The organism is Sedimenticola selenatireducens DSM 17993 (genome assembly GCF_000428045.1).
GTDB lineage: Bacteria > Pseudomonadota > Gammaproteobacteria > Chromatiales > Chromatiaceae > Sedimenticola > Sedimenticola selenatireducens.
Window position 1 is genome coordinate 62,218 of sequence record NZ_ATZE01000011.1, and the last position, 24,627, is coordinate 86,844.

The 24,627-nt window shown below is 55.4% G+C and carries 22 protein-coding genes and 1 pseudogene; 12 read left to right on the top strand and 11 right to left on the bottom strand.

Features of this window, described 5'->3' with window-relative positions; translation table 11 throughout:
- Positions 1 to 93: 93 nt before the first annotated feature.
- Entirely contained in the window at positions 94 to 921 is an 828-nt protein-coding gene (locus tag A3GO_RS0110175) for an outer membrane protein assembly factor BamD (protein ID WP_029133303.1), read from the top strand.
- Between the two features lie 165 nt (positions 922 to 1,086).
- Here the strand turns inward: A3GO_RS0110175 and A3GO_RS0110180 are convergent, their stop codons facing one another.
- The 4 genes from A3GO_RS0110180 to sucC form a co-directional block, all read right to left on the bottom strand.
- The gene (locus tag A3GO_RS0110180) at positions 1,087 to 1,425 is read right to left on the bottom strand and encodes a P-II family nitrogen regulator (RefSeq protein ID WP_029133304.1); all 339 of its coding nucleotides are present in this window, start codon (positions 1,423 to 1,425) and stop codon (positions 1,087 to 1,089) included.
- A 130-nt stretch (positions 1,426 to 1,555) separates the two neighbouring features.
- Positions 1,556 to 3,133, bottom strand: a complete 1,578-nt coding sequence (locus tag A3GO_RS0110185; protein WP_418064556.1) for an NAD+ synthase — start codon at positions 3,131 to 3,133, stop codon at positions 1,556 to 1,558.
- 323 nt (positions 3,134 to 3,456) lie between these two features.
- Positions 3,457 to 4,326 carry a succinate--CoA ligase subunit alpha gene (gene sucD, locus A3GO_RS0110190; RefSeq protein ID WP_029133306.1) on the bottom strand — a complete coding sequence of 290 codons (870 nt, stop codon included), beginning with the start codon at positions 4,324 to 4,326 and terminating at the stop codon, positions 3,457 to 3,459.
- 66 nt (positions 4,327 to 4,392) lie between these two features.
- Positions 4,393 to 5,556: an ADP-forming succinate--CoA ligase subunit beta gene (sucC, locus tag A3GO_RS0110195; protein WP_029133307.1), complete on the bottom strand. Its 1,164-nt coding sequence runs from the start codon at positions 5,554 to 5,556 to the stop codon at positions 4,393 to 4,395.
- Positions 5,557 to 5,651: 95 nt separating this feature from the next.
- On the opposite strand from sucC, the gene A3GO_RS26700 reads away from it, so the two are divergent.
- From A3GO_RS26700 to A3GO_RS0110210, 3 genes are read left to right on the top strand one after another with little or no spacing between them, the layout of a single operon-like run.
- Positions 5,652 to 5,885 carry a PP0621 family protein gene (locus A3GO_RS26700; RefSeq protein WP_037375125.1) on the top strand — a complete coding sequence of 78 codons (234 nt, stop codon included), beginning with the start codon at positions 5,652 to 5,654 and terminating at the stop codon, positions 5,883 to 5,885.
- Positions 5,886 to 5,929: 44 nt separating this feature from the next.
- Positions 5,930 to 7,573, top strand: coding sequence for a sensor histidine kinase (locus A3GO_RS23505; RefSeq protein ID WP_211245089.1), 1,644 nt, complete (start codon positions 5,930 to 5,932; stop codon positions 7,571 to 7,573).
- Positions 7,573 to 8,925, top strand: coding sequence for a sigma-54-dependent transcriptional regulator (locus tag A3GO_RS0110210; RefSeq protein ID WP_029133308.1), 1,353 nt, complete (start codon positions 7,573 to 7,575; stop codon positions 8,923 to 8,925). Before A3GO_RS23505 ends, A3GO_RS0110210 begins: the two co-directional genes overlap by 1 nt.
- Positions 8,926 to 9,004: 79 nt before the next feature.
- Here A3GO_RS0110210 and A3GO_RS0110215 read toward each other — a convergent pair whose 3' ends face one another.
- Positions 9,005 to 9,850 (bottom strand): REP-associated tyrosine transposase, encoded by an 846-nt coding sequence (locus tag A3GO_RS0110215; protein ID WP_029133309.1) that lies wholly within the window; start codon positions 9,848 to 9,850, stop codon positions 9,005 to 9,007.
- A 444-nt stretch (positions 9,851 to 10,294) separates the two neighbouring features.
- Here A3GO_RS0110215 and A3GO_RS0110220 point away from each other — a divergent pair, with 444 nt between their 5' ends.
- Entirely contained in the window at positions 10,295 to 10,729 is a 435-nt protein-coding gene (locus A3GO_RS0110220; protein WP_029133310.1) for a pilin, read from the top strand.
- 255 nt (positions 10,730 to 10,984) lie between these two features.
- Here the strand turns inward: A3GO_RS0110220 and A3GO_RS26825 are convergent, their stop codons facing one another.
- Together A3GO_RS26825 and A3GO_RS23515 are read right to left on the bottom strand one after the other, a co-directional pair.
- A complete protein-coding gene (locus A3GO_RS26825) occupies positions 10,985 to 11,266 on the bottom strand; it encodes a CcdB family protein (protein WP_157606780.1) in 282 nt (93 codons plus the stop codon).
- Between the two features lie 12 nt (positions 11,267 to 11,278).
- Positions 11,279 to 11,482, bottom strand: a pseudogene (locus A3GO_RS23515) (type II toxin-antitoxin system CcdA family antitoxin); the annotation flags it as partial.
- A gap of 372 nt (positions 11,483 to 11,854) precedes the next feature.
- Between A3GO_RS23515 and pilB the strand changes: the two are divergent.
- The 6 genes from pilB to A3GO_RS0110260 all read left to right on the top strand — a co-directional run bounded on the left by pilB (position 11,855) and on the right by A3GO_RS0110260 (position 17,627).
- Positions 11,855 to 13,567 carry a type IV-A pilus assembly ATPase PilB gene (pilB, locus tag A3GO_RS0110235; RefSeq protein WP_029133311.1) on the top strand — a complete coding sequence of 571 codons (1,713 nt, stop codon included), beginning with the start codon at positions 11,855 to 11,857 and terminating at the stop codon, positions 13,565 to 13,567.
- Positions 13,568 to 13,572: 5 nt separating this feature from the next.
- Complete coding sequence (locus tag A3GO_RS0110240; RefSeq protein WP_029133312.1) at positions 13,573 to 14,814, top strand: type II secretion system F family protein; 1,242 nt, start codon at positions 13,573 to 13,575, stop codon at positions 14,812 to 14,814.
- 265 nt (positions 14,815 to 15,079) lie between these two features.
- Complete coding sequence (locus tag A3GO_RS0110245) at positions 15,080 to 15,958, top strand: prepilin peptidase (RefSeq protein WP_029133313.1); 879 nt, start codon at positions 15,080 to 15,082, stop codon at positions 15,956 to 15,958.
- A 3-nt stretch (positions 15,959 to 15,961) separates the two neighbouring features.
- A complete protein-coding gene (gene coaE / locus A3GO_RS0110250; RefSeq protein WP_029133314.1) occupies positions 15,962 to 16,555 on the top strand; it encodes a dephospho-CoA kinase in 594 nt (197 codons plus the stop codon).
- An 89-nt stretch (positions 16,556 to 16,644) separates the two neighbouring features.
- Positions 16,645 to 17,424 (top strand): cell division protein ZapD, encoded by a 780-nt coding sequence (gene zapD, locus A3GO_RS0110255; RefSeq protein WP_029133315.1) that lies wholly within the window; start codon positions 16,645 to 16,647, stop codon positions 17,422 to 17,424.
- 5 nt (positions 17,425 to 17,429) lie between these two features.
- On the top strand, positions 17,430 to 17,627 hold the full coding sequence (locus A3GO_RS0110260) for a DNA gyrase inhibitor YacG (RefSeq protein ID WP_029133316.1): 198 nt from the start codon (positions 17,430 to 17,432) through the stop codon (positions 17,625 to 17,627).
- Between the two features lie 169 nt (positions 17,628 to 17,796).
- On the opposite strand, the gene A3GO_RS0110265 is transcribed toward A3GO_RS0110260, so the two are convergent.
- From A3GO_RS0110265 to A3GO_RS0110285, 4 genes are all read right to left on the bottom strand, one after another.
- Positions 17,797 to 18,753 carry a Nudix family hydrolase gene (locus A3GO_RS0110265; RefSeq protein ID WP_029133317.1) on the bottom strand — a complete coding sequence of 319 codons (957 nt, stop codon included), beginning with the start codon at positions 18,751 to 18,753 and terminating at the stop codon, positions 17,797 to 17,799.
- An 80-nt stretch (positions 18,754 to 18,833) separates the two neighbouring features.
- Positions 18,834 to 20,042 (bottom strand): bifunctional glutamate N-acetyltransferase/amino-acid acetyltransferase ArgJ, encoded by a 1,209-nt coding sequence (argJ, locus tag A3GO_RS0110270; RefSeq protein ID WP_029133318.1) that lies wholly within the window; start codon positions 20,040 to 20,042, stop codon positions 18,834 to 18,836.
- 143 nt (positions 20,043 to 20,185) lie between these two features.
- Positions 20,186 to 22,996, bottom strand: coding sequence for a preprotein translocase subunit SecA (secA, locus tag A3GO_RS0110275; RefSeq protein ID WP_029133319.1), 2,811 nt, complete (start codon positions 22,994 to 22,996; stop codon positions 20,186 to 20,188).
- Between the two features lie 171 nt (positions 22,997 to 23,167).
- The gene (locus A3GO_RS0110285; protein ID WP_029133320.1) at positions 23,168 to 24,100 is read right to left on the bottom strand and encodes a M23 family metallopeptidase; all 933 of its coding nucleotides are present in this window, start codon (positions 24,098 to 24,100) and stop codon (positions 23,168 to 23,170) included.
- A 77-nt stretch (positions 24,101 to 24,177) separates the two neighbouring features.
- On the opposite strand from A3GO_RS0110285, the gene A3GO_RS0110290 reads away from it, so the two are divergent.
- Positions 24,178 to 24,624 (top strand): DciA family protein, encoded by a 447-nt coding sequence (locus tag A3GO_RS0110290; protein ID WP_029133321.1) that lies wholly within the window; start codon positions 24,178 to 24,180, stop codon positions 24,622 to 24,624.
- Positions 24,625 to 24,627: the final 3 nt, after the last annotated feature.

A 24,627-nucleotide genomic window follows, 5' to 3' on the forward strand; every position in this document is an offset into this window, starting at 1 on the left:
CCAACCTGCTGAACCTTATTTTTCCATAATCGCCCAACAGAAACCTTTCGGGTATACTTTTCGACTCTAATCATCATCCAGTTACGATCACAAATGGCCAGACATCGCATTTTCACCGCTGTACTTATTCTGTTCCTGCTCTCGGGCTGTTCCCTGCTCCCCAAAGAGAAGGACGAAACCATCGGCTGGAGCGCCCAGAAATTCTATTCCGAGGCCAGCTTCGCCATGTCTGACGGTGATTATGAAACCGCCATCAAATATTTCGAAGGCCTGGAATCCCGCTACCCCTTCGGACGCTATGCCATGCAGGCCCAGCTTGACGTGGCCTACGCCTATTACAAGGATGGCAATCATGAATCAGCCATCGCCGCGGCCGATCGCTTCATCCGGCTGCACCCGCGCGATCCCCATGTAGATTACGCCTACTATCTCAAGGGTATTGTCAACTTCAATCGTAACCTGAGTTTTATTACCCGGTTTATTCCAACCGACACCTCCCAGCGCGACCCCGGCTCGACCATTGACTCTTTTAATGATTTTGCCGAACTGGTGCGCCGCTTCCCGGAAAGCCAGTATGCCGAGGATGCCCGCAAGCGCATGTTCTATCTGCGCAATAATCTGGCCAGCCATGAAGTTCATGTGGCCCGTTACTACATGAAGCGCGGCGCCTACCTGGCAGCCGCCAATCGCTGCGTTACCGTGGTAGAGAAGTACCAGCGCACACCATCGGTCAAGGAGGCACTTGAAATCATGATCTCGGCCTATGACAAACTGGGACTGGAAGAACTCTCTGCCGACGCCCAACGGGTACTGGCGCTGAACCTGCAGAGCGGCGCCCTGGATGTGGCAGAGACCAGCTATGAAGAGAAAAAGTCGCTTGGCAAGGCGGTCTGGGATTATCTGGAGCTGGACAAGAACTGAGTGGATCGTCGGAACACGCTATCGCTAATCCGACCCACGAACCCCGCAACCGGGTTGAGCGGTAGGTCGCGTTAGCCCGAAGGGCGTAACCCGACAAATCAGCTGACGCATCGACCACAAAGAAGGGGTGCATGATGCACCCCTTCTTTGTGGCCCTAATAAAAATCAGATTGCGCTTTCGTCTTCCTCACCGGTGCGAATACGCACCACCTTTTCGACCGTCGAAACAAAGATCTTGCCATCGCCGATCTTGCCAGTCTTGGCCGCACTGGTGATGGCCTCAATGCAGTCATCCAGTTGATTGTCGTTGATCACCACCTCGATCTTCACCTTGGGAAGAAAATCAACCACGTATTCCGCCCCGCGATAGAGCTCAGTATGGCCTTTCTGTCGACCGAATCCCTTTACCTCACTGGCGGTCATGCCGGTGATACCGACAGCAGACAATGCTTCTCGGACATCATCCAGTTTAAAAGGCTTAATAATCGCGTCGACTTTTTTCATTGTTTCCAGGCTCCTGTTGTCACCTTACCGCATTGGCGGCGGAATTACTGTTTTATGGATGCTCATCTTACCGGAAATAACCACACCGGCAATATTGTGGAATGATTCTTCCTTTAACAGAGCAATCCGGTTAAAAACCATTGGTCAGGGGATAGCGCCTGTCCCTGCCGAAGGCGCGCTGGCTGATCTTGACACCCGGCGGCGCCTGGCGGCGCTTGTACTCGTTGCGGTCCACCAGACGGACCACCCGGCGCACATCCGCTTCATTGAACCCGGCCGCCACAATCTCCTTGATCCCTTTATCCTGTTCGATATACATCGCCAAAACCGGGTCCAGGATTTCGTAGGGTGGCAGCGAATCGGAGTCTTTCTGATCCGGGGCCAGTTCCGCCGACGGCGGTCGTTCGATCACCCGGCGCGGAATCACCTCCCCCTCCCGGTTGCGGTACTCCGCCAGTCGATAGACCAGCAGTTTCGGTACATCCTTGATCGGGGCGAACCCTCCGGCCATATCCCCGTACAGGGTGGCATAACCAACCGACATTTCGCTTTTGTTGCCGGTCGTCAGGAGGATTTTTCCCGTCTTGTTGCTAATGGCCATTAACAGTACGCCACGGCAACGGGCCTGGATATTCTCTTCAGTGGTATCCCGGGTGGTACCGGCAAAGGTCTGTTCCAATAAATCGAGAAACGCGTTGAAGGCCGGTTCAATAGGAATGGTTTGATGCTTCACACCGAGGGTTTCAGCCTCGCGAACGGCATCCTCGTTACTCATATCCGCGGTATAGCGGGAAGGCATCAGAACCACTTCAACCTGATCGGCACCGAGGGCATCGACCGCTATGGCCAATGTCAGCGCCGAATCAATACCTCCGGAAAGCCCCAGCACCGCCCCCTTGAAACCGTTTTTCAGGACATAACCCCTGACACCATTGACCAGGGCCGTATAAACCGCCTCCTCTTCAGAGAGCAGCGGCGTGATATGGGCCAATATGGGGACCATCTGCCCATCCCGCTCGGTAAACTCCACCAGCGGCTGATCCTCCCTGAAGAAGGCCGCCCGCTGGGTGATCTCTCCCTGTGGATTGACCACGAACGAGCCACCGTCGAACACCAGTTCATCCTGCCCCCCCACCAGATTGAGGTAGATAATGGAGAGTCCGGTCTCCTGTGCCCGCTTCTGCAGAAGGGTCTCACGCTCCGGTGCCTTGCCGGAATGGAACGGCGAGGCGTTCAGATTAAGCAGGATTTTCGCGCCCGCCTCAGCCGCCGAGGCAGCCGGGGTCTTGTACCAGATATCCTCGCAAATGGTGACGCCTACCGGAATCCCCTGCAACTCGAACACGCAGGGCCGATCGCCGGATTCAAAATAACGCTTTTCATCGAATACGCTGTAGTTGGGCAGCAGTGACTTGAAATATTCGGCGATGATTACGCCATCCCGGATCACGCCTGCCGCATTGTAAAGCTTGCCGTCCTGACATTTGGGGTAGCCCAGAATCAGGTCAATCCCGCTACATTCACTGCACAAACGTTCCAGCTCTGACTCCACCCGGGCAATCAGTTCCGGACGCAACAGCAGATCCTCGGGCGGATAGCCGGTGAGGGTCAGCTCCGGGAAGACCACCGCATGGGCCTGCTGCTGATCCCGGGCAACCCGCATCGCCGCCAGGACGCGATCGGCATTGCCCCTGATATCACCTACCATCAGGTCGATTTGCGCTAAAGATATTTTTAAACTCAAAGGACCACCAACCGATATGCCGGCACACTACCGGCCACCCCTCAATAAAAGACTCTATCCCGATTTCCGCTGCCTGAACGAAAGTGCTTTGTAGGAGCGGATTTATCCGCGAATTTCGCGGCTGAAGCCGCTCCTACGGGCCTACTTCCGGGTATAAGCCCTTCCCGGGGCAAATTTCAAAGCCGAATCGACATCAACACATAACTGGTACAAAGCCAAACAAAAGCCGCCACCGACCTGACGGCCGGGGCGGCATATGATACCCAAAATCAAAAAATTTGGCGCTATCAGCTCATCAGTTCCAGCATCTTGGCGCCAATATCCGACGGAGAGCGCACGGTAGCAACACCGGCCGCTTCCAGGGCAGCGAACTTGCTGTCCGCGGTGCCCTTGCCGCCGCTGACAATCGCGCCCGCATGGCCCATGCGCTTGCCCGGAGGAGCGGTTACACCGGCGATATAACCCACCACCGGCTTGGTCACATTGGCCTTGATAAAGGCTGCTGCATCTTCTTCAGCAGAACCACCGATCTCACCGACCATGACGATACCCTCGGTCTGGGGATCTTCCTGGAACAGTTCCAGACAGTCGATAAAGTTCATACCGTGGATCGGGTCACCGCCAATGCCGACGCAGGTGCTCTGACCCAGTCCGGTGGTGGTGGTCTGGAACACCGCCTCGTAGGTCAGGGTACCGGAGCGGGAGACAACACCGATCTTGCCGGGCTTGTGGATCATGCCGGGCATAATGCCGATCTTGCAGGCACCCGGGGTGATGATACCGGGGCAGTTGGGACCAATCAGGCGGCAATCGTAGTTGGCCAGGGCCGCCTTGACCTTGAGCATGTCCAGTACGGGGATGCCTTCGGTGATACAGGCGATCACCTTGATGCCCGCATCGGCCGCTTCCAGGATCGCGTCGGCGGCAAAGGCCGCCGGAACGTAGATCATGGTGGCGTCGGCGCCGGTCGCGTCAACCGCATCATGGACTGTGTTGAAAACCGGCAGATCCAGATGTTTCTGGCCGCCTTTGCCTGGGGTAACGCCACCCACCATGTTGGTGCCGTAGGCGATCGCCTGCTCGGTGTGGAAGGTTCCCTGTTTGCCAGTAAAGCCCTGGCAGATTACTCGGGTGTCTTTATCAATGAGAATACTCACAATTCTTTTCCTGTATCTGGTGATTCCAGCCCGGCGCCTGTCGGACGCCGCTTCCGGTTCAAACAATCAGCCTTTGGCGGCAGCGACAACTTTCTCCGCGCCTTCCGAGAGGTCAGCAGCGGTGGTAATTGCCAGACCGCTGTTGGCCAGAAGCTCCAGCCCCTCCGGCGCCTTGGTGCCTTCGAGCCGCACCACCACCGGCACTTTGACATCCACCTCTTTCACTGCCTCGATAATGCCCTCGGCAATCAGGTCACAGCGGACGATGCCACCGAAAATGTTGACCAGTACGGCCTGCACCTTGTCATCGGACAGGATCAGCTTGAACGCCTCTGCCACACGTTCGGCAGTAGTACCACCGCCCACATCCAGGAAGTTGGCAGGTGAACCACCTTTCAACTGCACCAGGTCCATGGTGGCCATGGCCAGTCCGGCACCGTTCACCATACAGCCGATATTGCCATCCAGGGTGATGTAGTTGAGGTCATGCTCGGCTGCCTTTGCCTCTCGCTCATCTTCCTGGCTGATATCACGCATTGCCAACAGATTGGGTTGGCGATAGAGCGCGTTGCTATCCAGGTTGATCTTGGCGTCCAACGCAATCAGATTGCCAGCCTTGGTAACCACCAGCGGATTGATCTCCACCAGACTGGCATCGCTCTCGATAAACAGGTTGTAGAGGGCGAACATGAACTTCTGGAATTCACGGATCTGGGTACCTTCAAGGGCTAGGGCAAACGCCAGTTTGCGGCACTGATAGCCCTGCAGACCCGCCGCCGGATCGATGCGGATAATGTGAAGTTGTTCCGGGGTCTCTTCTGCAACCTCTTCGATATTCATGCCGCCCGCCTGAGAGGCCATGAACAGAATCTTCTTCGATTCCCGGTCCACCAGCACACTCAGATAGAGCTCACGCTCGATATCGGTGATGGCCTCAACCAACAGAGTATTGATGGGCAGACCAGGTTCGCCCGTCTGCTTGGTCACCAGCATGCTGCCCAGCAGACGCTGTGCCTCGGTCTCAACCTGGTCAAGGCTGTCCACCAGCACCACACCACCGACTTTGCCACGGCCACCGGCGTGAACCTGAGCCTTGACTACCCAGCGGTCGCCACCCAGGGCTTCCGCCGCCCGACGCGCCTCCTTGACGGAGGTGACTGGACTACCCTCCGGGACAGGAATACCCTGTTTTGCAAACAACTGTTTTGATTGATATTCGTGTAGATTCATTCTCGCAACCGGTCAACGTGATAAAAAAAGAGTGCTATTCTGGTCGAAATCGACAAAATAAGCAAAACTAGGAAATACCCTAATAAACTGAGATTATGGGCATAAGGCTACTATTGATTCTTCTCACCCTGTGGGCGCTGTTCATTATAGTACGGGCTTACATCAGGCGCTTACCAAAAACGGGGGTCAAAAAGAATAATAAAATTGCAGCCGACATGGTTCAGTGCAAAGTTTGTGGCACCTATCTACCCGAAGCCGAGGCATTGCAGCACCAGGGGAGCTTTTTCTGTTCCCGGGAGCACCTGATGCAGCAGAAAGACGAGAAGTAGTCACATGATGCAACCCGCCCTACCGTCCAGGACCTCCCCAAAATATGGCACTCGCTGACCCCAGACAACACAACCTGGCACTGGACAACATTCAGCAGACAGGAACACCACCCCTGCGGCCGCTGGCGATCTTTTTCTATTACCGACTGATGCTGGCGACCCTGCTCGGCATACTCTATTTCAGCAAGACCGGCCCTACATTGCTGGGGCATACCAACCCCAAGCTTTTCGCCCTGGTGGTCATTGTCTATTTTGGTCTGGTGATCGCCAGCGGACTGCTGCTGTATGCCGCCCGCCCCCTGTCTATCAACCAGCAGACGTTTTTGATGGTACTCGTGGATATCTGTGCCATCACGCTGTTAATGCATGCCAGTGGGGGTATCAGTTCCGGCCTTGGCATGCTGCTGGCCGTCTCCATCGCCACCGGCAGCCTCATCACCCGGGGGGTCTATGCCAGCCTGGAAGCGGCAATGGCATCCATATTTATTTTGTCGGAACAGGTTTATGCCCATCTGAACCAGACCTTCGAGACCACCTCCTACACCCAGGCGGGGCTGCTCGGCACCCTGTTCTTTGCCATTGCCATTCTTGCCCAGGTCATGGCACGCCAACTGAAGTCCAGTGAAGCCCTGGCAACCCAGCGCCAACTGGATCTGGCCAATATGGAACAGCTTAATGACTACGTCATCCAGCACATGCTCACCGGGATTATCGTGGTCGACACCCACAGCACCATCCGCCTAATGAACGAGTCGGCCTGGTATCTGCTCGGCATGCCTGAGGTCGGCACCGGCAGCCCACTGGAGCAGGCGTGTCATAAACTGGCGGCTCAACTTTCGGAGTGGGATCAGGCTACTCACCCCACACCCGAACCATTCCGCCCGATCACAGGAGGCCGGGAGCTGACCGCAGGATTCTCCATGCTGGGCGAGAACAACAAGGGCGGCGCGGTGATTTTTCTGGAGGATACCGCCACCGTCACCCAGCAGGCGCAGCAGATGAAACTGGCCTCACTGGGTCGGCTGACCGCCAGTATCGCCCATGAGATTCGCAACCCGTTGGGTGCCATCAGCCATGCCGAGCAACTGCTCAAAGAGTCGCCCGATATTCCAACGGCAGACAGACGACTGATCGACATTATCAGCACCAATACCCGGCGGGTGAATGAGATTATCGAAAATATCTTGCAACTGTCGCGCCGCGGACGCTCACTGCCCAAGGAATTTCTGTTAAAACCTTGGCTGGAGCAATTCATCAGCGAGCTGGCCCGAACCCTGAATTTACCAGAAGGGGTGTTAACGCTGCAGATCGATCCGGACAGCACATTGATTCGCACTGACCCGAGCCAATTCCGCCAGGTTTTTGTTATCCTGTGCGAAAATTCCATCAAACACTTCGACAGGGAGCGCGAAGCCTTGAGCATACAGATCAGCGGCGGCATTACCCGGGAGTCGGGCGGCCCCTTCGTGGATATTATCGATAACGGCCCGGGGATTGCCCCCGAGCATGTACGGCAGATGTTCGAACCTTTCTTCACCACCCGAAATGCGGGAACAGGCCTGGGCCTGTATATTGCCAAAGAACTGTGCGAGGCCAATCGCCTTGGGCTGGACTATATTGCCGTTCCCGGTGGCGGCAGTTGTTTCCGCATCACCTTCCCCGGCAGGGGCAACCAACCGGTTCGATAATGAATAATCCACTGGCACTCATTGTTGATGACGAACCCGATATCCGGGAACTCCTGGAGATCACCCTGGGACGGATGAATATCGACTCCCGTTCGGCGGAAGATCTGCGAGCAGCCAAGCGACTGCTGGAGTCGGAACGCTTCGATCTCTGCCTGACCGACATGCGCCTGCCGGACGGCAACGGCATCGATCTGGTGGAGACCATCAGCCGGCGCCACCCGGACCTCCCAGTGGCGGTAATCACCGCGCACGGCAATATGGACTCGGCCGTCCAGGCATTGAAAGCGGGGGCCTTTGATTTCGTCTCCAAGCCGGTGGACCTCGGTATGCTGCGCAACCTGGTCAACACCGCACTGAAACTGGAGCGGGGCTTAGCCACAGAGGCGAAGATGGAGAAGCCCGGCGGTAAATCGGAACTGCTGGGGAAATCCCCCGCTGCCGAGCAGATTCGTACCCTGATCCGCAAACTGGCGAGAAGCCAGGCGCCGGTATTCATCAGTGGAGAATCCGGCACCGGCAAGGAGCTGGCGGCCCGGCAAATCCACCAGCAGAGCCCGCGCGCCGATCACAACTTCATCGCCGTCAACTGCGGCGCCATCCCCCAGGAGCTGATGGAAAGCGAATTCTTCGGCCATATGAAGGGCAGCTTTACCGGCGCCATCAGTGACAAACAGGGGCTGTTCCAGGCGGCTAACGGTGGCACCCTGTTCCTCGATGAGGTAGCCGATCTGCCGCTCAACATGCAGGTAAAACTGCTGCGCGCCATCCAGGAGAAATCAATCCGACCAGTAGGCGCCCAAAAAGAGATACCCGTGGATGTCCGCATCACCAGCGCCACCCACAAGGATCTGGCCGGTCTGGTGGAGAACGGAAATTTCCGACAGGACCTGTTCTATCGAATCAACGTCATTGAACTGGCGATCCCCACACTGCGGGAACGCAAGGATGACATCCCGTTACTGGCAGACATGATGCTGGGCCGCATCGCCGCCCACTCCAGTTGCGCGAAACCACGCATCGACAGGGATGCCCTGAAGACGCTGCTCAAATACAGCTTTCCCGGCAATATCCGTGAACTGGAGAATATCCTGGAGCGGGCGGTGGCGCTCTGTGAGAATGAGACCATCACCCTGGAGGATCTGCTGATCCCTGCCGACACCGCAGCAGAGTCCCCAACCACCCACGGTGTCAATCCAGACCTGCCGCTTGAGGCACATCTGGAGCAGGTGGAACGGAAACTGATCACCACCGCGCTGGAAGAGACCCACTGGAACAAAACCGCCGCCGCGAAGAGACTGGGCATCTCATTCAGGGCACTGCGATACAAACTGGAGAAGCTGGGTCTGGAGTAACCAATGACGAGTGGGCCCACAATAAATGCCGGATGCGGAAGGCAGGCGACAGACAACCGCACAACCGGGGTCAGGTCTTTCATCTTGCCTTCCCTGCGCGGCTAATGATTCGACTGACGTACGAATAGTGGAGGCCGAAGTGATCTCCAATCTCTTTCATGCTGTATCCACCACTTGCGTATGCCGCCACAATTGCCGAATCACGCCCTTCATTGCTGGCGGCGTAATGTTCCAAGGGCTTAGGTGGGGCACGCCGCTGCCTCACCGGAATCTCGCTCAAGTCCTTACCCACATCCAATTGGGCCTGCATGTTCGTGACGAACTGCTCCGTTCCCAGAAACACCTGGTTTTTAAGTTGCTCCCAGGGGCCAGACTGGTTCTTGCCCTCAACCACAAAATCCCGATAGCGCTTCATGGCCCGCCCTTTCTGTCCTCCAAAGGCCGAGAGTATCCATTCGGTTTGTAGCCACTTTGCCCCTTCATCATGGCCTGCAGTCGCCCGATAACTGCTCCACGCCCAATCCATCGCCCGTCTAACCATGCGCGCCCGCACAGGATTGAGCACAATATAGCGCGCCAGTTCCAACAAATATGTTTCTTTCTGTACCAGAATGGCCTTATATCGCCCTTGGAAGACGTGGCCCACCCGGCCATGCTCGCGATTAAACGCTTGCGTATAGACCCCGTTCAGATGCCGCATGCCTTTGGCCAGGTTTCCGTTCGGTGTCTCCACCAGCAGGTGATAATGGTTGTCCATCAGACAATAGGCATGTATCACCCAATCAAAGCGCTCACACACAGCCTCTATTACGCCAAGGAACAGGCGCCGGTCACCATCACTCCGATAGATCTCTTCCCGACCATCTCCTCGCGACGTCACGTGGTACAAAGCACCGGCGAATTCAATACGTAACGGTCTTGCCATGCGCCAACTCTATCAAAAAAGGGTAATGATGCAAGATGAAAGACCTGACCCCATATATGTTGTCTTGCCATGCGCCAACTCTATCAAAAAAGGCTAATGATGCAAGATGAAAGACCTGACCCCATATGTTTGTTTTCCGCCCGTAGCGCTTTCTGTCTATTTGAAAGTGACAATTTACGTCACTTTCTGACATTCCCCGTAAGGTCCGCACCAGGATAAGGCTCAACCACACCAACCACAGAACCACCGGAATAATGGAAACATTCAATTGATAATCAACCTGTTACAGGCCGCTCAAAAACAGCACTAAAAAACTGGCACAGCTGTTGCTCAATAACAGGCAAGTAGTCTGAGGCTGGCATCTGCCGGGCCGCATGATGAAAGGGATGACGCATTACACCAGGCATTTGCCACAGAATATTTGATATTTAAAGGGAGAGACCCATGAAAAAAGCACAAGCTGGTTTTACATTGATCGAACTGATGATCGTGGTGGCGATTATCGGTATTTTGGCAGCTATAGCTCTGCCTGCTTATCAGGATTACACGATCAGAACAAGGGTATCGGAAGCCTTGGTTCAAGCGGCTCCAGCGAAGCTGGCTGTGGCGGAAACTGCAGCTGCATTGGGCGGACTTGATCAGGTTACTGCCGCCAATAGTGGTTTTGCGTTTACCGCAAATGCGACCGACAACGTCGCCTCAATCGCAATCACTGACGTCACCGGTGTTATTACAGTAACAACAAGAGCGACGGGCGCGGCTACCGACCCTGCTTTCACGCTGACTCCGACGCCGGGCGCCACCACTGATGATCCGCTTACTTGGACCTGCGCCCTGACGGCTGGACTTGCGAAGCATCTGCCCGCATCTTGCCGATAAGCAAAAAAACGGGTCAGAGAGTAGTATTTACTAACAGACAAAAAGGCCCGACGCTTACCGCATCGGGCCTTTTTTCATGTGGATACTGCCACCAGCTAAAGCCGGTGGCAGTATTTTCCAATTCATAAATGAGTCTGCAGTACAACTGGCATCAGGTCTTTCGTTTTGTCTACCTAAAACAAGCGATACCACCCCTCTTACCCGGTAGAGTTAGGGTAATATCAAGGCGAGATAGTCCGTTGTCCTTCCCGTACCTCAGAATCCCTGCAGTAGAAAATCAATAGCGGCTACGATCCCATCGTGCTGGGACTGAAGATTCGTAACCGGCATGTGTAAGATGCTGGCAGGAACAGCGGTCATGAACTGCGTGGCCATCACAAGGGCCTCATCCCCGATCTCAAAGCATGGATTGAGAGTCCGCGTGGGCTTTGGCGCCATCGACAACAAGAGAATAGCCAACCGCGTGTAGAGCTGACTGAGCAAGTCGGCCTGCAACGTCAAGCAGACAACCCTCACCCACCGGTTTTTTGTATACATCGAAGTGTGTCATCAGAACTCCCGGTATTGCGCCAGCGGTAAGCCGTGATACTCGACAAAGGCATTAGAGCTTATCAGCGAATCCCGGTTTTCCTCCAGCCACAAGGCCACCTGCCGTTCAGCGATGGCTTGTGCCACCCCCTGTTCGACAGCACTTGAAACATTGACCTCAAGCGCCCGGGCCTCCGTCAATAAATACGCGTTGAGTGACACATTGGTAGCGCGACGTGTATCGCTAGTTTATGGTTGGCCACTTTTCAGCATGCTGGTGCCCAGTCCATGTCGAATCAGATAGGCGCATCACATGATCCATGTGATGTGTACATATCAATCTCATATAACCGTTATGGATCGGCGCAAACTTGAACTAATAGTGATTTTTATTAAAAACAATAACTTATTATAAAAACAATACAATCAACTTGAAAAACAATCTATAATCGATTATTAGATTCGATTAAGGTATAGTTTTCCGGCATCAGGGTAAAAAATTATTAGAAACTGCCGATAGACCTCCCACAGGGTAGCGCTTCGACGTTAAACTTACCCTGACCCGAGAAAAATCATTTTCCAGAAATCCCGGAACAGATGGCAACAGCAACCCAGAAAGTAGCATTAAGCGGCCTGCCTCGACGTCTCGTTGAGGACAAACTGCTGTCTGAAGAGATTGCACAAAAATCAATTCTTGAATCCACCAAGAAACGCCAGCAGTTCGTATCCTACCTGGTCGAAAACAAGTTGCTCGACAGCAACAGCATCGCCCTCTCCGCCTCACAGGAGTTTGGCGTACCCCTGTTACAGCTCGAAGCCCTGGATATGGCCGTCGCGCCAATCGGGCTGGTGGACGAGAAACTGATCCGAATTCATCACGCCCTGCCGATCTTTCGCCGCGGCAACCGACTCTTCCTGGCGGTCTCTGACCCAACCAATATCCAGGGTCTGGATGAGATCAAGTTTCACACCGGTCTGGCGATTGAAGCCATTGTGGTTGAAGAAGAGAAACTGGTTCGGGCGATTCAATTGGCAATGGAGGCCAAGGACTCCAGCATGTCGGATCTGCTGGATGCCGACCTGGACAATCTGGATATCGGTTCTGAAAACCAGGATGGCGAGAAAAAAGAGGGGGATCTGGATGTCGATGACGCCCCGGTGGTGCGCTTTGTCAACAAGATGTTGCTGGATGCCATCAACAGCGGCGCATCGGATATCCACTTTGAACCTTATGAGAAGACTTTTCGGGTAAGGCTCCGACAAGATGGCATCCTGCATGAGGTCTCTTCACCGCCGGTCAATATTGCCTCACGCCTGACCGCGCGCATCAAGGTGATGTCCCGTATGAACATTGCCGAGCGGCGGGTCCCCCAGGATGGCCGCATCAAGATGAAGCTGTCGCGCAACCGGGCCATCGATTTCCGTGTCAATACCTGCCCCACGCTGTACGGTGAGAAGGTGGTGTTGCGTATCCTGGATCCGGCCAGCGCCCAACTGGGTATCGAGGCACTCGGCTTTGAACCGGAACAGCAGCAGTTGTTCGAGACCGCGATCAGGAAGCCCTACGGCATGATCCTGGTGACCGGGCCGACCGGCAGCGGTAAAACGGTATCCCTCTATACCGCGCTGAACATGCTGAACAGCGAGGGTGTGAACATCTCAACCGCGGAAGACCCGGTGGAAATCCAGGTGGCCGGCATCAATCAGGTCAATGTGAATGTCAGAACCGGCCTGACCTTTGCGGAGGCACTCCGCGCCTTCCTGCGACAAGACCCGGATATCGTGATGGTGGGCGAGATCCGCGACCTGGAGACGGCCGAGATCGCCGTCAAAGCGGCCCAGACAGGGCACTTGGTGCTTTCAACATTGCACACCAATGATGCCCCCCAGACATTGACTCGACTGGCCAACATGGGCATTCCCCCCTTTAATATTGCCTCGTCTGTGATCCTGATCATGGCCCAGCGACTCGCCCGGCGGCTCTGTGAACACTGTAAGGTGGCCGACCATCTTCCTAAAGAAGCACTTATTGAAGAGGGTTTCAGAGAAGATGAATTGGCAAATCTGACAGTATATAAAGCTGTAGGGTGTGACCTCTGCACTATGGGTTACAAGGGGCGTGTTGGTATATTTCAAATCATGCCTATCTCCTCCGCCATGGAAAAGCTGGTGATGGAGGGGGGCAACTCATTGCAACTGGAACAACAATCCAGGGATGAGGGCATCCTCACGTTGAGGGAAGCCGGATTGAACAAGATCAGGGCGGGCGTTACCAGCCTGGAAGAGATTAACAGGGTTACCAAGGATTAACCGATATGGCCACTGCAACTGCCGCAAAAAAAGCCCCCAAGGCCGAAAAGGCCTATGTCTACACCTGGGAGGGCGCTGACAGGAAGGGCAAGCGAATCAAGGGGGAATCCCGTGCAGCTTCTCTGGCCCTGGTACGGGCCGATCTCAGGCGGCAGGGAATCAATCCGTTAAAGGTAAAGAAAAAAGCTACGGCGCTTTTTAACACCAAGAAAAAAATTACCGCGGGAGATATCGCGGTCTTTTCGCGACAACTGGCGACCATGATGGAATCGGGTGTCCCCCTGGTCCAGGCTTTTGATATTGTTGGTCGGGGTCATAGTAATCCGGCCATGCAGGATCTGATCCTCGCCGTCAAGGCCGATGTGGAAGGGGGTACGGCGCTGGCAGAGGCGTTGGCAAAGCATCCGCTCTATTTTGATGACCTGTTCTGCAACCTGGTGCGCGCCGGTGAAGCGGCAGGTGTGCTGGAAGATCTGCTGGACAAGATTGCAACTTATAAAGAAAAAACTGAATCTATCAAGGGCAAGATCAAGAAGGCCCTCTTTTATCCGGCTGCCGTAGTCATTGTCGCGATACTGGTCACCGTCCTGATTATGCTTTTCGTGATACCTCAATTCGAGAATCTTTTTTCCAGCTTTGGCGGTGATCTCCCCGCATTCACCAAGATGGTCATTGCAATCTCACAATGGATGACCAGCTACTGGTGGCTGCTATTGATCGGTGTTGTCGGGGCAGTTTATTCGTTTGGTTTTTCCTACAAACGATCGAGAAAAATGCGTCAACGAATAGATAAAATCGTTTTACAGATACCCATTATCGGAGCCATCATACATAAGGCTACCATCGCCCGCTTTTCCCGCACGCTTGCAACCATGTTTGCGGCTGGTGTCCCTTTGGTTGAAGCTCTGGAATCTGTGGCCGGTGCAACCGGCAATATCATCTACAGCGACGCCGTGATGCGCATGCGTGAAGATGTAGCTACAGGGCAATCTCTTCAGCTAACAATGAAACAGCAGCAGCTCTTTCCTCACATGGTGGTTCAAATGGTCGCCATTGGCGAGGAGTCCGGCGCACTCGATCATATGCTCTCCAAAGTGGCCGACTTTTATGAAGAGGAGGTTGATAACGCAGTGGATGCCCTCAGCAGCTTGATGGAGCCCTTGATCATGGTGGTTATCGGCACCCTGGTGGGCGGCCTGGTGGTCGCCATGTATCTGCCGATCTTCAAGATGGCATCGGTTGTTTAATATTTTAATAAGCGGTTATCTGCCATATTAATGGCTCTGTCCCAGTTACCTGTTGCATGAGAAGTGGTCTTTTTGTAGGAACAGATTGATCCGCGAAATTCTCGGCTGAAGCCACTCCTACCGCTACGCTTGGCCGCNGGAGAGGGGTTTGACCTGTAGGAGGTCCGCCTCGGGCCGAATTCGCGGCGAGGCGCCGCTCCTACCGGGCGAATAGCCAAGCTAGGCCAAAACAAGACCAATAACTAATTGGGACATAGCCATATTAATGAGTTACCTATCAATTTTTCAGCAAAACCCGCTGTTCTTTGCCGTCGCCTGTATGCTCCTCGGCCTGTTCGTCGGCAGTTTTCTGAATGTGGTGGCATACCGCCTTCCTAAGATGATGGAGATCGACTGGCGGAATCAGTGTCATGATTTTCTGGATATCAAGAACACATCCGAAGCATCCAGCCCGCCCCTGACCCTGAGTCACCCCGGCTCAAGCTGCCCCCATTGCGGGCACAAAATCAGAGCGTGGGAGAATATCCCTGTCATCAGCTGGCTGCTGCTGCGGGGCCGCTGCTCCGAATGTAAAAAACCCATCTCCTTGCGTTATCCAGTCATCGAACTGGCGACCGGTCTGCTCTCCCTGGCGGTAGCACTCCATTTCGGTTTTAGTTGGCAGGCCGCTACGGCCCTTCCGCTGACCTGGGCCCTGATCGCCCTCACCCTGATCGATTTTGATGAGCAGTTGCTGCCGGATTCCATAGTACTCCCCATGCTCTGGCTGGGCCTGCTGCTGAGTATTTTTGGCATCTTCACCGACAGCCACTCGGCCATTATCGGTGCGGTGGCAGGTTATCTCTCGTTATGGATCGTCTTCCAACTGTTCAAGCTGCTGACCGGCAAGGAAGGCATGGGCTACGGCGATTTCAAGCTGTTTGCCCTGTTCGGTGCCTGGTTTGGCTGGCAGTCCCTGATCCAGATTATTCTGCTCTCTTCCGTGGTTGGCGCGGTAGTAGGAATTTTGTTAATTCTGATTCGGGGGCGTGATTGCAATATCCCCATTCCCTTCGGGCCCTACCTCGCGGCAGCCGGCTGGATCAGCCTGATCTGGGGTGACCTGATCAACGCGGCCTACCTCCAGTGGGCAGGCTTGGCCTGATCCATGTTCATTGTCGGACTCACCGGTGGAATAGGCTGCGGCAAGAGCGCGGTTACAGATTGCTTCGCCACATTGGGCGTGCCGATTATCGATGCCGATGTGGTGGCAAGGGCAGTGGTTGAACCCGGCCAACCCGCCCTGCGGGAGATTGTCGAGCAGTTTGGCACCGACGCACTGCTCCCCGACGGGACACTCAACCGGGCCTGGCTTCGGGGACATATTTTCTCCAACCCGGACGCAAAATCCACACTGGAGGGGATTCTGCATCCCAGGATACGCTCTGAAATGCATCGCAGGCTGGATGAATTCGATACCCCCTATGCCATCTTCTCCATTCCACTGCTGTTTGAAACCGGGCAGGACAAGGGCGTCGACCGCATACTGGTGGTGGACTGCGCGCCTGAACTGCAGATCAGCCGTGTCGCTCGGCGTGACCAGGCAAACGAAGCACAGACAAAGTCCATCATCGCCTCCCAGATTGACCGAAAAAGCCGCCTGGCTAAAGCCGATGATATTATTGACAATTCAGGGACTCTGGATGATCTCCGTCCAATGGTCGAACACCTCCACCAGAAATATCTTAAACTTGCCCCCTGACAAGCTTATAGTTGCCAGAATCGGTATAATGTAAAAAGTTGTCGGTTCCAGGCACCGGGTCAGGTGCGATTATTAACAGACATTGATTCATGCAACCAGCCGTTTCAGACAAGATCATCTACGAGCACCCGCTCAATGAGAAAACCAGAACCTTTCTTCGTCTGGAGTATCTGTTTCGCCAGGTGGATTTTCACATCCCGCAATCCAGCACCTGGGACAGCCGGGCCGCCATCTCCAGCCTGATGGACATGGTGGCCATATTTTCCCGCGCCGACATAAAGACCGACCTGATCAAGGAGTTAAAACGGCACCAGGAGAAGCTGGCCAGCATCCGCGCCGTTCCAGATATCAATGAAGAGCGCCTGGACCAGATTTTGCGCGAGCTGAATGGAGTGTCCGGCAAACTCCAGCAGCACAGCGGGCAGTTGGGACAGGAGCTAAGAGAGAATGAATTTCTCAAAAGCATCACCCAACGCAGCAGCATCCCTGGGGGGAGTTGTGCCTTTGATCTACCTCTGTATCATTTCTGGCTGCAGCAGCCTTTCGAACAACGTCACCAGGAGATTGTTGTCTGGAGGCAGACGCTGGAACCGGTATTTACCGCGGTCAGCCTGCTGCTCTCGCTCGTCCGGGGCAGTACCACACCCACCCGTGAGCTTGCTTCCAACGGTTTTTTTCAACAGAGTCTGGATGCCCAGTCACCCGCCCAACTGATCCGCGTCGGGCTGCCCCGGGAAAGCCATCTGTTTGCCGAGATCAGCGGCGGCAAGCATCGCTTCACCATCCGCTTCATGGAGCAATCGAAGGAAGAGCGCGCCACCCAGACCAAGCTGGACACCACTTTTTTCCTCAACTGCTGTATCCTTTAAAGATCATGTCTGATGCGCTGAAAAACGTACACTGCCCGATCTGTAAAAAAGCCTTTGACTGGCACAGCAATCCGGAATCCCGCCCCTTTTGCAGCGAGCGCTGCCGACTTATCGACCTGGGGGACTGGCTGGAAGAGAAACACCGTATTCCGGACACGACCCCGGCAAACCCGTTCCTGCCGCCTGAGGATGATTACAGTTAGCCTTTCCTGATCCAGAAATGTAGACATGAGGATGGGGGACTCCTGTGCAATGCACCGGATTCGCCCCTCCCACGCTGTCGAGTTACGCCTTCGGCTGACGTGACCTTCTGTGTGGATTGCCGGTTCCTAATATAGGTCGAATTAGCGATTACGTAATCCGACAATCAAGCTACTCAATTGAATTCTCATCCGCCCAGAGCGCACTGATGGCGGCTATGCCCTGGCCGCCATTTTCCAGAGCTACCTCGACATGATTCGGGCCCAAACCACCCAGGGCATACACCGGGATATTCGCCATCGCGACGATTTGGGAGAATTTGCCCCACCCCATGGGCACGGCATTCGGATGGGAAGTGGTGGGCAACACCGGGGAGAGCACACAGAAATCCACATCAATTGCCATTGCCTGCTGCAGCTCTTCCGTATTGTGACAGGAGGCGGCAACCCATTTATCGTGAGTAAGTGGTCGCTCACTCAACTCAGCCAACTGACTGCTGCTAAGATGAACACCGTCCGCATTCAGCTCCACCGCCAATTCCACCGGACAGTTGCAGAGCAGCTTCGCACCGTATTGCTGGCACAGTGCCAGCGCATCGGTGGCCAGCATTGAATATTCGGCCCGTCCAAGCCGGGGCGCTCTCAGCTGAACCAGCCGCACGCCGCGAAGTAAAGATGCCTCAAGACGCCGCAAAAATTGGCCGGGAATCGCCGGATCGGGACCGGTAATCAGATACCGGGGGGGCAGTTTCAACGCAGTGCAGATGGGCCGGTCAGCTGCCGGCATGGCGTACTGGTGCAGATTTTCAGGTAATACCCACTCAAGGGGTTGCCCTTCCAGGCCGGTAGGATTACCGCTGTACCGGAGTATTCTGTGCACGTCCAGCCGGACACTCTTATCCGGGTAGTGATAGGTGAGGTCAATCAGAGGTTGGTGAGTACTGACTTCAATACCCAGCTCTTCCCGAATCTCCCGGTGCAGCGCCAGGGAAAGGCTCTCCCCATTCTCCACCTTGCCACCTGGAAACTCCCACAGACCACCCTGATGCACACCTTCGGCGCGGCGCGTCAGCAACACACGACCGGCAGCGTCCTGGATGACGGCTACAGCGACGTGAACCGGCAGCATAAATTAAATCTTCTCAATATCGGCATTTGGCTCGTTTGCTTCGCGGCTGAAGCCGCTCCTACGATTCCATGCAACTTCACTTACGAGCGGTACTCCGCATTGATCTTCACGTAATCGTAGGAGAGATCGCAGGTCAGCACCCGCGTCATCGACTCGCCCCGCCCCAGCGCCACCCGGATAGTCAGTTCGCTCTGATCCATCACCCGCTTGCCGGCGGCTTCGGTGTAGTCATCCGCACGGCCGCCATCTCTGACAATGCAAACGTCATCCAGCCAGATCTTGATCCGGTCGATATCCAGATTTTCGATCCCGGCGCGCCCCACGGCGGCAAGTATGCGCCCCCAGTTGGGATCAGAGGCAAACAGCGCTGTTTTGACCAGCGGTGAATGGGCGATGGTGTAGGCTACGTCACGGGCCTCCTGCTCACTCCCGGCCGCCTCAACCCGTACCTCAACCAGCTTGGTGGCACCTTCACCATCCAGCACAATAGCCCTGGCCAGCTGCATACAGACCTCTTCCACCACGGCGCACAACTTGAGGAAGTCAGGCGAAGTCTCGTCGGTGATGGGTGAGCACCCACTAACGCCGGACGCCATCAGCACACAGGCGTCATTCGTGGAGGTATCGCCATCAACGGTGATTGAGTTGAACGAGGGTTTGACCGCCAGTTCAAGACAGCGCTGAAGCAGGTGCCGGTCGACCAGCGCATCGGTAGCAATATAAGCCAGCATGGTCGCCATATCCGGGCGGATCATACCCGACCCCTTGGCCATGCCGGTGACCGTGATGGTCTTGCCGGCGAGTTCCAGCTGCCGGGAAACCAGTTTGGGGACCGTATCGGTGGTCATGATGGCGCGAGCCGTCCTGGCCCAGCCCTGTTCAGACAAGGCGGTGAGCGCATCGGGCACCGCCACGGCAATCCGGTCCACCGGAAGCGGTTCACCGATCACCCCGGTGGAGAAAGGCAATACCTGATTAATGGCGCAGGCTCTTGCCGCCGCGACCGCCTTACAGGACTCTCTGGAGGCGCGCAGACCGGCATCGCCGGTACCTGCATTGGCATTGCCGGAATTGATCAGCAGATAGCGTGGCATCGTGGCCGAGAGGTGCTCCCGGGCAACCACCACCGGCGCTGCACAGAAGGCGTTGCGGGTAAAGACCGCCGCGCAAGTGCTGCCCTCGGCCAGTTCAATAATCACCAGATCATCGCGATCCCGATACTTGATCCCCGCGCCTGTTGCGCCGAGGCGAATACCCGGAACCGGCTGAAACTCCAACTCTTCGTTCATTGACTCGATTCCGCCAATTCTCGTTTTTGCTTAAACCACATACACCACCCTGATCAGCCGATTGATGGGCACGCTACGCTTTGCCCATCCTACTGCCCTACCTATCCTATCCGCAGGTATCTCTGGTGTGGATGCTGGCCCTGCTATTGAATACGCCCGTGGCACTGCTTGTATTTTTTACCGGAACCACAGGGGCAGGGCTCATTACGCCCCACCTTGCGATCAGACCGGACAAACGGCTGCTGCGACTCCTCGTCCGCCCCGCTTGCCGCTGCATCCTCTTCATCGCCAAAACCGCCAAAGGTTTCATGCTTGAACTGGAAATCGGCTTCATTCTGCTCATGAGCCGGAATTTCCATCATCTCCTGCGGCTGAATCCTCACCTTGGTAAGGACGACTATGATCTCCGCCTTGATGCTGTCCAACATGTTGGAGAACAGCTCATAGGCCTCCCGCTTGTACTCCTGCTTGGGGTTCTTCTGCGCATAGCCGCGCAGATGGATACCCTGCCGCAGATAATCCATTGCGGCAAGATGCTCTTTCCAGCTGGCATCCAGGATCTGCAGCATGATCGCCTTCTCATACATGCGCAGATTCTCGCTTCCCGCCAACGCCTCTTTTTCGGCGTACTCCTGCTCCATCTGATCGATAATCCGCTGCCGCAGGGTCTCCTCGTGCAGGCTATCATCCGTGTCGAGCCACTCCTGTATCGGATAATCCAGCTCATATTCCGCCTTCAAGGCCTCGGTGAGACCGGGAATATCCCACTGCTCATCGAGACTCTCCGGCGGAATGTAGCGGTCGATCAGCGCGTTCACCACATCATGCCGGATAGAGGTGATAGAGTCGGACACATCCCCGGTATCCATCAATTCATCACGCTGCTGGTAAATCACCTTGCGCTGATCATTGGCCACATCATCGTATTCCAACAACTGCTTACGGATATCGAAGTTGCGCCCTTCCACTTTCTTCTGAGCGTTGGCAATCGCCTTGGTTACCCAGGGGTGTTCGATCGCCTCACCCTCCTCCATGCCCAGTTTCTGCATGATGGCCGACACCCGGTCGGAGGCGAAGATACGCATCAGGTTGTCTTCAAGTGAAAGATAGAATCGGGTTGAACCGGGATCACCCTGCCGTCCGGAACGGCCGCGCAACTGATTGTCCACACGTCGCGACTCGTGCCGCTCGGTGCCCACCACGTGCAGTCCGCCCGCATCCAGCACCTGCTGGTGACGCTCCTTCCAGTCAGCCCTGATCTTCTCGATAGCCTCCGGGGTGGCCGCGTCACCCAGATCGGCGATCTCCATATCCGGATTGCCACCCAGCACGATATCGGTACCGCGTCCCGCCATATTGGTGGCGATGGTCACCGCACCGGGCCGCCCGGCCTCGGCAACGATATTGGCCTCGCGCTCATGATGCTTGGCATTCAGGACCTGATGCGTGACCTTGGCCTTATCCAGCAATTCCGAGATCAGTTCGGATGTTTCAATGGAGGCTGTACCCACCAGCACCGGCTGACCCCGTTTGACACAGTCCTGAATGTCTTCAGTAATGGCCCGGTACTTTTCCGCTGCGGTCAGATACACCAGATCGCCCATGTCATCACGCACCATATCCCGGTTAGTGGGTATCACCACGACTTCCAGACCGTAGATCTGCAGGAACTCCGGCGCCTCGGTATCGGCAGTGCCGGTCATACCGGAAAGCTTGTTATACAGACGGAAATAATTCTGGAAGGTGATCGACGCCAGGGTCTGATTCTCCTTCTGGATTTCAACCCCCTCCTTGGCCTCTACGGCCTGATGCAGGCCCTCTGACCAGCGTCGCCCCGGCATGGTGCGGCCGGTGAACTCATCGACGATGACAATCTGACCGTCGCGCACGATGTAATCGACATTTTTCTGGAACAGCGCATGGGCGCGCAACGCGGAAGTGACATGATGCATCAGGCTGATGTTGGCGGTGTCATAAAGGCTGGTCTCGGGATCGAGCAGACCCATCTCAAGCAGCATCTCTTCCACATGCTCATGCCCATCTTCACTCAGGTATACCTGCCGGGCCTTTTCGTCCACCGAGTAGTCGCCGGGACCAAAGGCCGGTTTGCCATCTTCATCCGCTTCGATAGGTTCCTGTCGGGTCAGGCGCGGAATCACCTGATCGATGCGTGTATAGAGGTCCGAACTCCCCTCGGCCGGCCCGGAGATGATCAGCGGGGTACGCGCCTCATCAATGAGGATTGAATCCACCTCATCCACCACTGCGAAGAACTTCTCCCGCTGGACGCGCTGATCGGCGCTGAAGGCCATGTTATCGCGCAGATAGTCGAAACCGTATTCGTTGTTGGTGCCGTAGGTGATATCACAGGCATAGGCTTCACGACGACTTATCGGACGCAGATGAGGATAACCGCCGCTTTTGCCATCGTAGTCGTAATCACAGGCAAAGGAAGAGTCCTCGAGTCCGGCGCCGGACGACTGAATCACCCCGACGCTCAGGCCGAGAAAGGTATAGATTTTCCCCATCCACTCCGCGTCGCGTCGGGCCAGATAATCATTGACCGTCACTACATGCACACCCTTGCCCGGCAAAGCATTGAGATAGACCGCCAGGGTTGCCACCAGAGTCTTACCTTCACCGGTGCGCATCTCGGCGATCTTGCCGTCGTTGAGGACCATACCGCCGATCATCTGCACATCGAAATGGCGCATATTCAGCACCCGACTGCCGACCTCGCGCACGACCGCGAAAGCTTCCGGCATCAGTGTATTCAGCTCCGCACCCTGTTCAAGCCGCGCCCTGAATTCTCCGGTTTTGGCTTTCAGCTCATCATCCGTAAGGGCCTGGAGCTCCGGCTCCAGTGCGTTGATCTGATCAACCACCTTCGACATCCGCTTGACGAGGCGGTCATTGCGACTGCCGAAGACCTTCCTGAGAATCTTACTGACCATGGAAAAACTCTTGCTGATATGAATTTAGGCCCACACCGGCAGAGGCCGATGCGAACAGAAAATAAAACGGTGATGATACCGTAAAAAGACTGCGATAGCAGGCATTACATACAATCAGGACGCTATCCAGTGCGGATCGTGGCGGCATGGCAGAAGCACCTGCCGTGTGGGTCAGCGTTTGGCGCTGAGATACTTGGAAGGATTGATTGTCTTGCCGTTGCGGGCTATCTCAAAGTGCACGTGGGGTCCGGTTGAACGGCCGGTAGACCCCATCAGTGCGATCGGCTGACCCTGGGTAACCAGGTCTCCCGGGGCCACCAGAATTTTGCCATTATGACCATAGCGGGTCACATAGCCACCTGAGTGCCTCACCTCGATCAGGTTCCCATAGCCACTCTTGGTCCCGGTCCAGGTAACAATACCCGAAGCAACTGCAACGACGTTCGAATTCTTTTTTCCCGCTACATCCACACCATGATGAAACGCTTTCTTGCCACTGAACGGGTCATTACGGTAACCATAGCGGGAGGATATCCAACCCTTTTCCACCGGACGCCCGGCGGGGACCAATTCTTCATTCAGCAGGTTATTGCGCATCAGACCTTCCATAAGATCCAGTTTATGCTCACGATCAGTAATAACCAGCGAGAGCTGCTCCATATCGGCTACCAGCTCAGACACACTGACCGACTGTGCCGCCTCCAATGCCTCGATTCCGCCACGGGCAGGCTCTTCATCGAAATTAAACTCGCCCTCATCCAGCTTGCCGATCTTGGCCAGATGTTCACCCAACGCGTCAATCCTCAGAATATGTGACTGCAACTGGCCAAGTCGGAGCGCCAGCGCATCCAGGTGTTCCTGGGTCCGCCCCTTGGCCTCCTGCAGTTCATCACGTTGTGCCTGTAACAGATTGCGCACCACTTCCGTGGTGTTGTCAGTTGCGGCCTGCGGTAACGACGCATCCATTCCCAACTGGTAGCCAGCCCACAGGGATCCTCCCATCAGCAGTGCAAGCACTGGCACAAGGGTAAGCATTAATTTGTACGGAGAGATCGGACGGCTGCCTTTTTTATGGCAGAACCTGGAGAGGAGTATAATCTTCATGGTAGCGTATTAGACTCACAAGTGCCTGTTTGAAAGATAAATCACCAAGACAGCAACTTCCGTGACACAATTCATCCATGAACAAACGACCGCGTCTCATCAAAGACTATTTTCAACGCAAAAATACACTCCGTGGATTACTGGAACAATCCAAAGTGCAATCGTTGTTGCTGCAGCGTATTCGCGCCCTGATTCCGCCGCCCCTGAATACACACTGCGCCGCAGTGGTACAGAAGGGTTCCCAACTGGTGCTCTACGTCGACTCGTCCACCTGGGCCAGTCGACTGCGCTTCACCACCCGGGAACTCGCCCGGCAACTGAATGCCAACGGTATAGCAACCGAGCGCATTACAGTGCGTGTACTGGTCACCAGCAAACCGCCTAAGCCGGAGCACGAGAGGACCAGGCGCCTAAGCCTGGAAAACGCGTCCCTGATTAATCAAACAGCCGCCGGGATCGAGGACAGCAATCTGAGTGAAGCCCTGATTCGCCTCGGCAAACACGCCGTTAAATCACCCGAATAACCG

Bases quoted from the DNA above. Each gene is read 5' to 3' on its own strand.
- A3GO_RS23505 (WP_211245089.1), top strand. From the start codon at position 5,930: ATGGCACTCGCTGACCCCAGACAACACAACCTGGCACTGGACAACATT.
- A3GO_RS0110260 (WP_029133316.1), top strand. From the start codon at position 17,430: ATGTCTGATGCGCTGAAAAACGTACACTGCCCGATCTGTAAAAAAGCC.
- secA (WP_029133319.1), bottom strand. From the start codon at position 22,996: ATGGTCAGTAAGATTCTCAGGAAGGTCTTCGGCAGTCGCAATGACCGC.
- A3GO_RS0110215 (WP_029133309.1), bottom strand. From the start codon at position 9,850: ATGGCAAGACCGTTACGTATTGAATTCGCCGGTGCTTTGTACCACGTG.
- A3GO_RS0110185 (WP_418064556.1), bottom strand. From the start codon at position 3,133: ATGGTAGGTGATATCAGGGGCAATGCCGATCGCGTCCTGGCGGCGATG.
- A3GO_RS0110290 (WP_029133321.1), top strand. From the start codon at position 24,178: ATGAACAAACGACCGCGTCTCATCAAAGACTATTTTCAACGCAAAAAT.
- argJ (WP_029133318.1), bottom strand. From the start codon at position 20,042: ATGAACGAAGAGTTGGAGTTTCAGCCGGTTCCGGGTATTCGCCTCGGC.
- A3GO_RS0110285 (WP_029133320.1), bottom strand. From the start codon at position 24,100: ATGAAGATTATACTCCTCTCCAGGTTCTGCCATAAAAAAGGCAGCCGT.
- A3GO_RS0110180 (WP_029133304.1), bottom strand. From the start codon at position 1,425: ATGAAAAAAGTCGACGCGATTATTAAGCCTTTTAAACTGGATGATGTC.
- coaE (WP_029133314.1), top strand. From the start codon at position 15,962: ATGTTCATTGTCGGACTCACCGGTGGAATAGGCTGCGGCAAGAGCGCG.
- A3GO_RS0110220 (WP_029133310.1), top strand. From the start codon at position 10,295: ATGAAAAAAGCACAAGCTGGTTTTACATTGATCGAACTGATGATCGTG.
- A3GO_RS0110175 (WP_029133303.1), top strand. From the start codon at position 94: ATGGCCAGACATCGCATTTTCACCGCTGTACTTATTCTGTTCCTGCTC.
- A3GO_RS0110245 (WP_029133313.1), top strand. From the start codon at position 15,080: ATGAGTTACCTATCAATTTTTCAGCAAAACCCGCTGTTCTTTGCCGTC.
- A3GO_RS0110240 (WP_029133312.1), top strand. From the start codon at position 13,573: ATGGCCACTGCAACTGCCGCAAAAAAAGCCCCCAAGGCCGAAAAGGCC.
- sucC (WP_029133307.1), bottom strand. From the start codon at position 5,556: ATGAATCTACACGAATATCAATCAAAACAGTTGTTTGCAAAACAGGGT.
- zapD (WP_029133315.1), top strand. From the start codon at position 16,645: ATGCAACCAGCCGTTTCAGACAAGATCATCTACGAGCACCCGCTCAAT.
- pilB (WP_029133311.1), top strand. From the start codon at position 11,855: ATGGCAACAGCAACCCAGAAAGTAGCATTAAGCGGCCTGCCTCGACGT.
- A3GO_RS0110210 (WP_029133308.1), top strand. From the start codon at position 7,573: ATGAATAATCCACTGGCACTCATTGTTGATGACGAACCCGATATCCGG.
- A3GO_RS26825 (WP_157606780.1), bottom strand. From the start codon at position 11,266: ATGTATACAAAAAACCGGTGGGTGAGGGTTGTCTGCTTGACGTTGCAG.
- A3GO_RS0110265 (WP_029133317.1), bottom strand. From the start codon at position 18,753: ATGCTGCCGGTTCACGTCGCTGTAGCCGTCATCCAGGACGCTGCCGGT.
- A3GO_RS26700 (WP_037375125.1), top strand. From the start codon at position 5,652: ATGGGCATAAGGCTACTATTGATTCTTCTCACCCTGTGGGCGCTGTTC.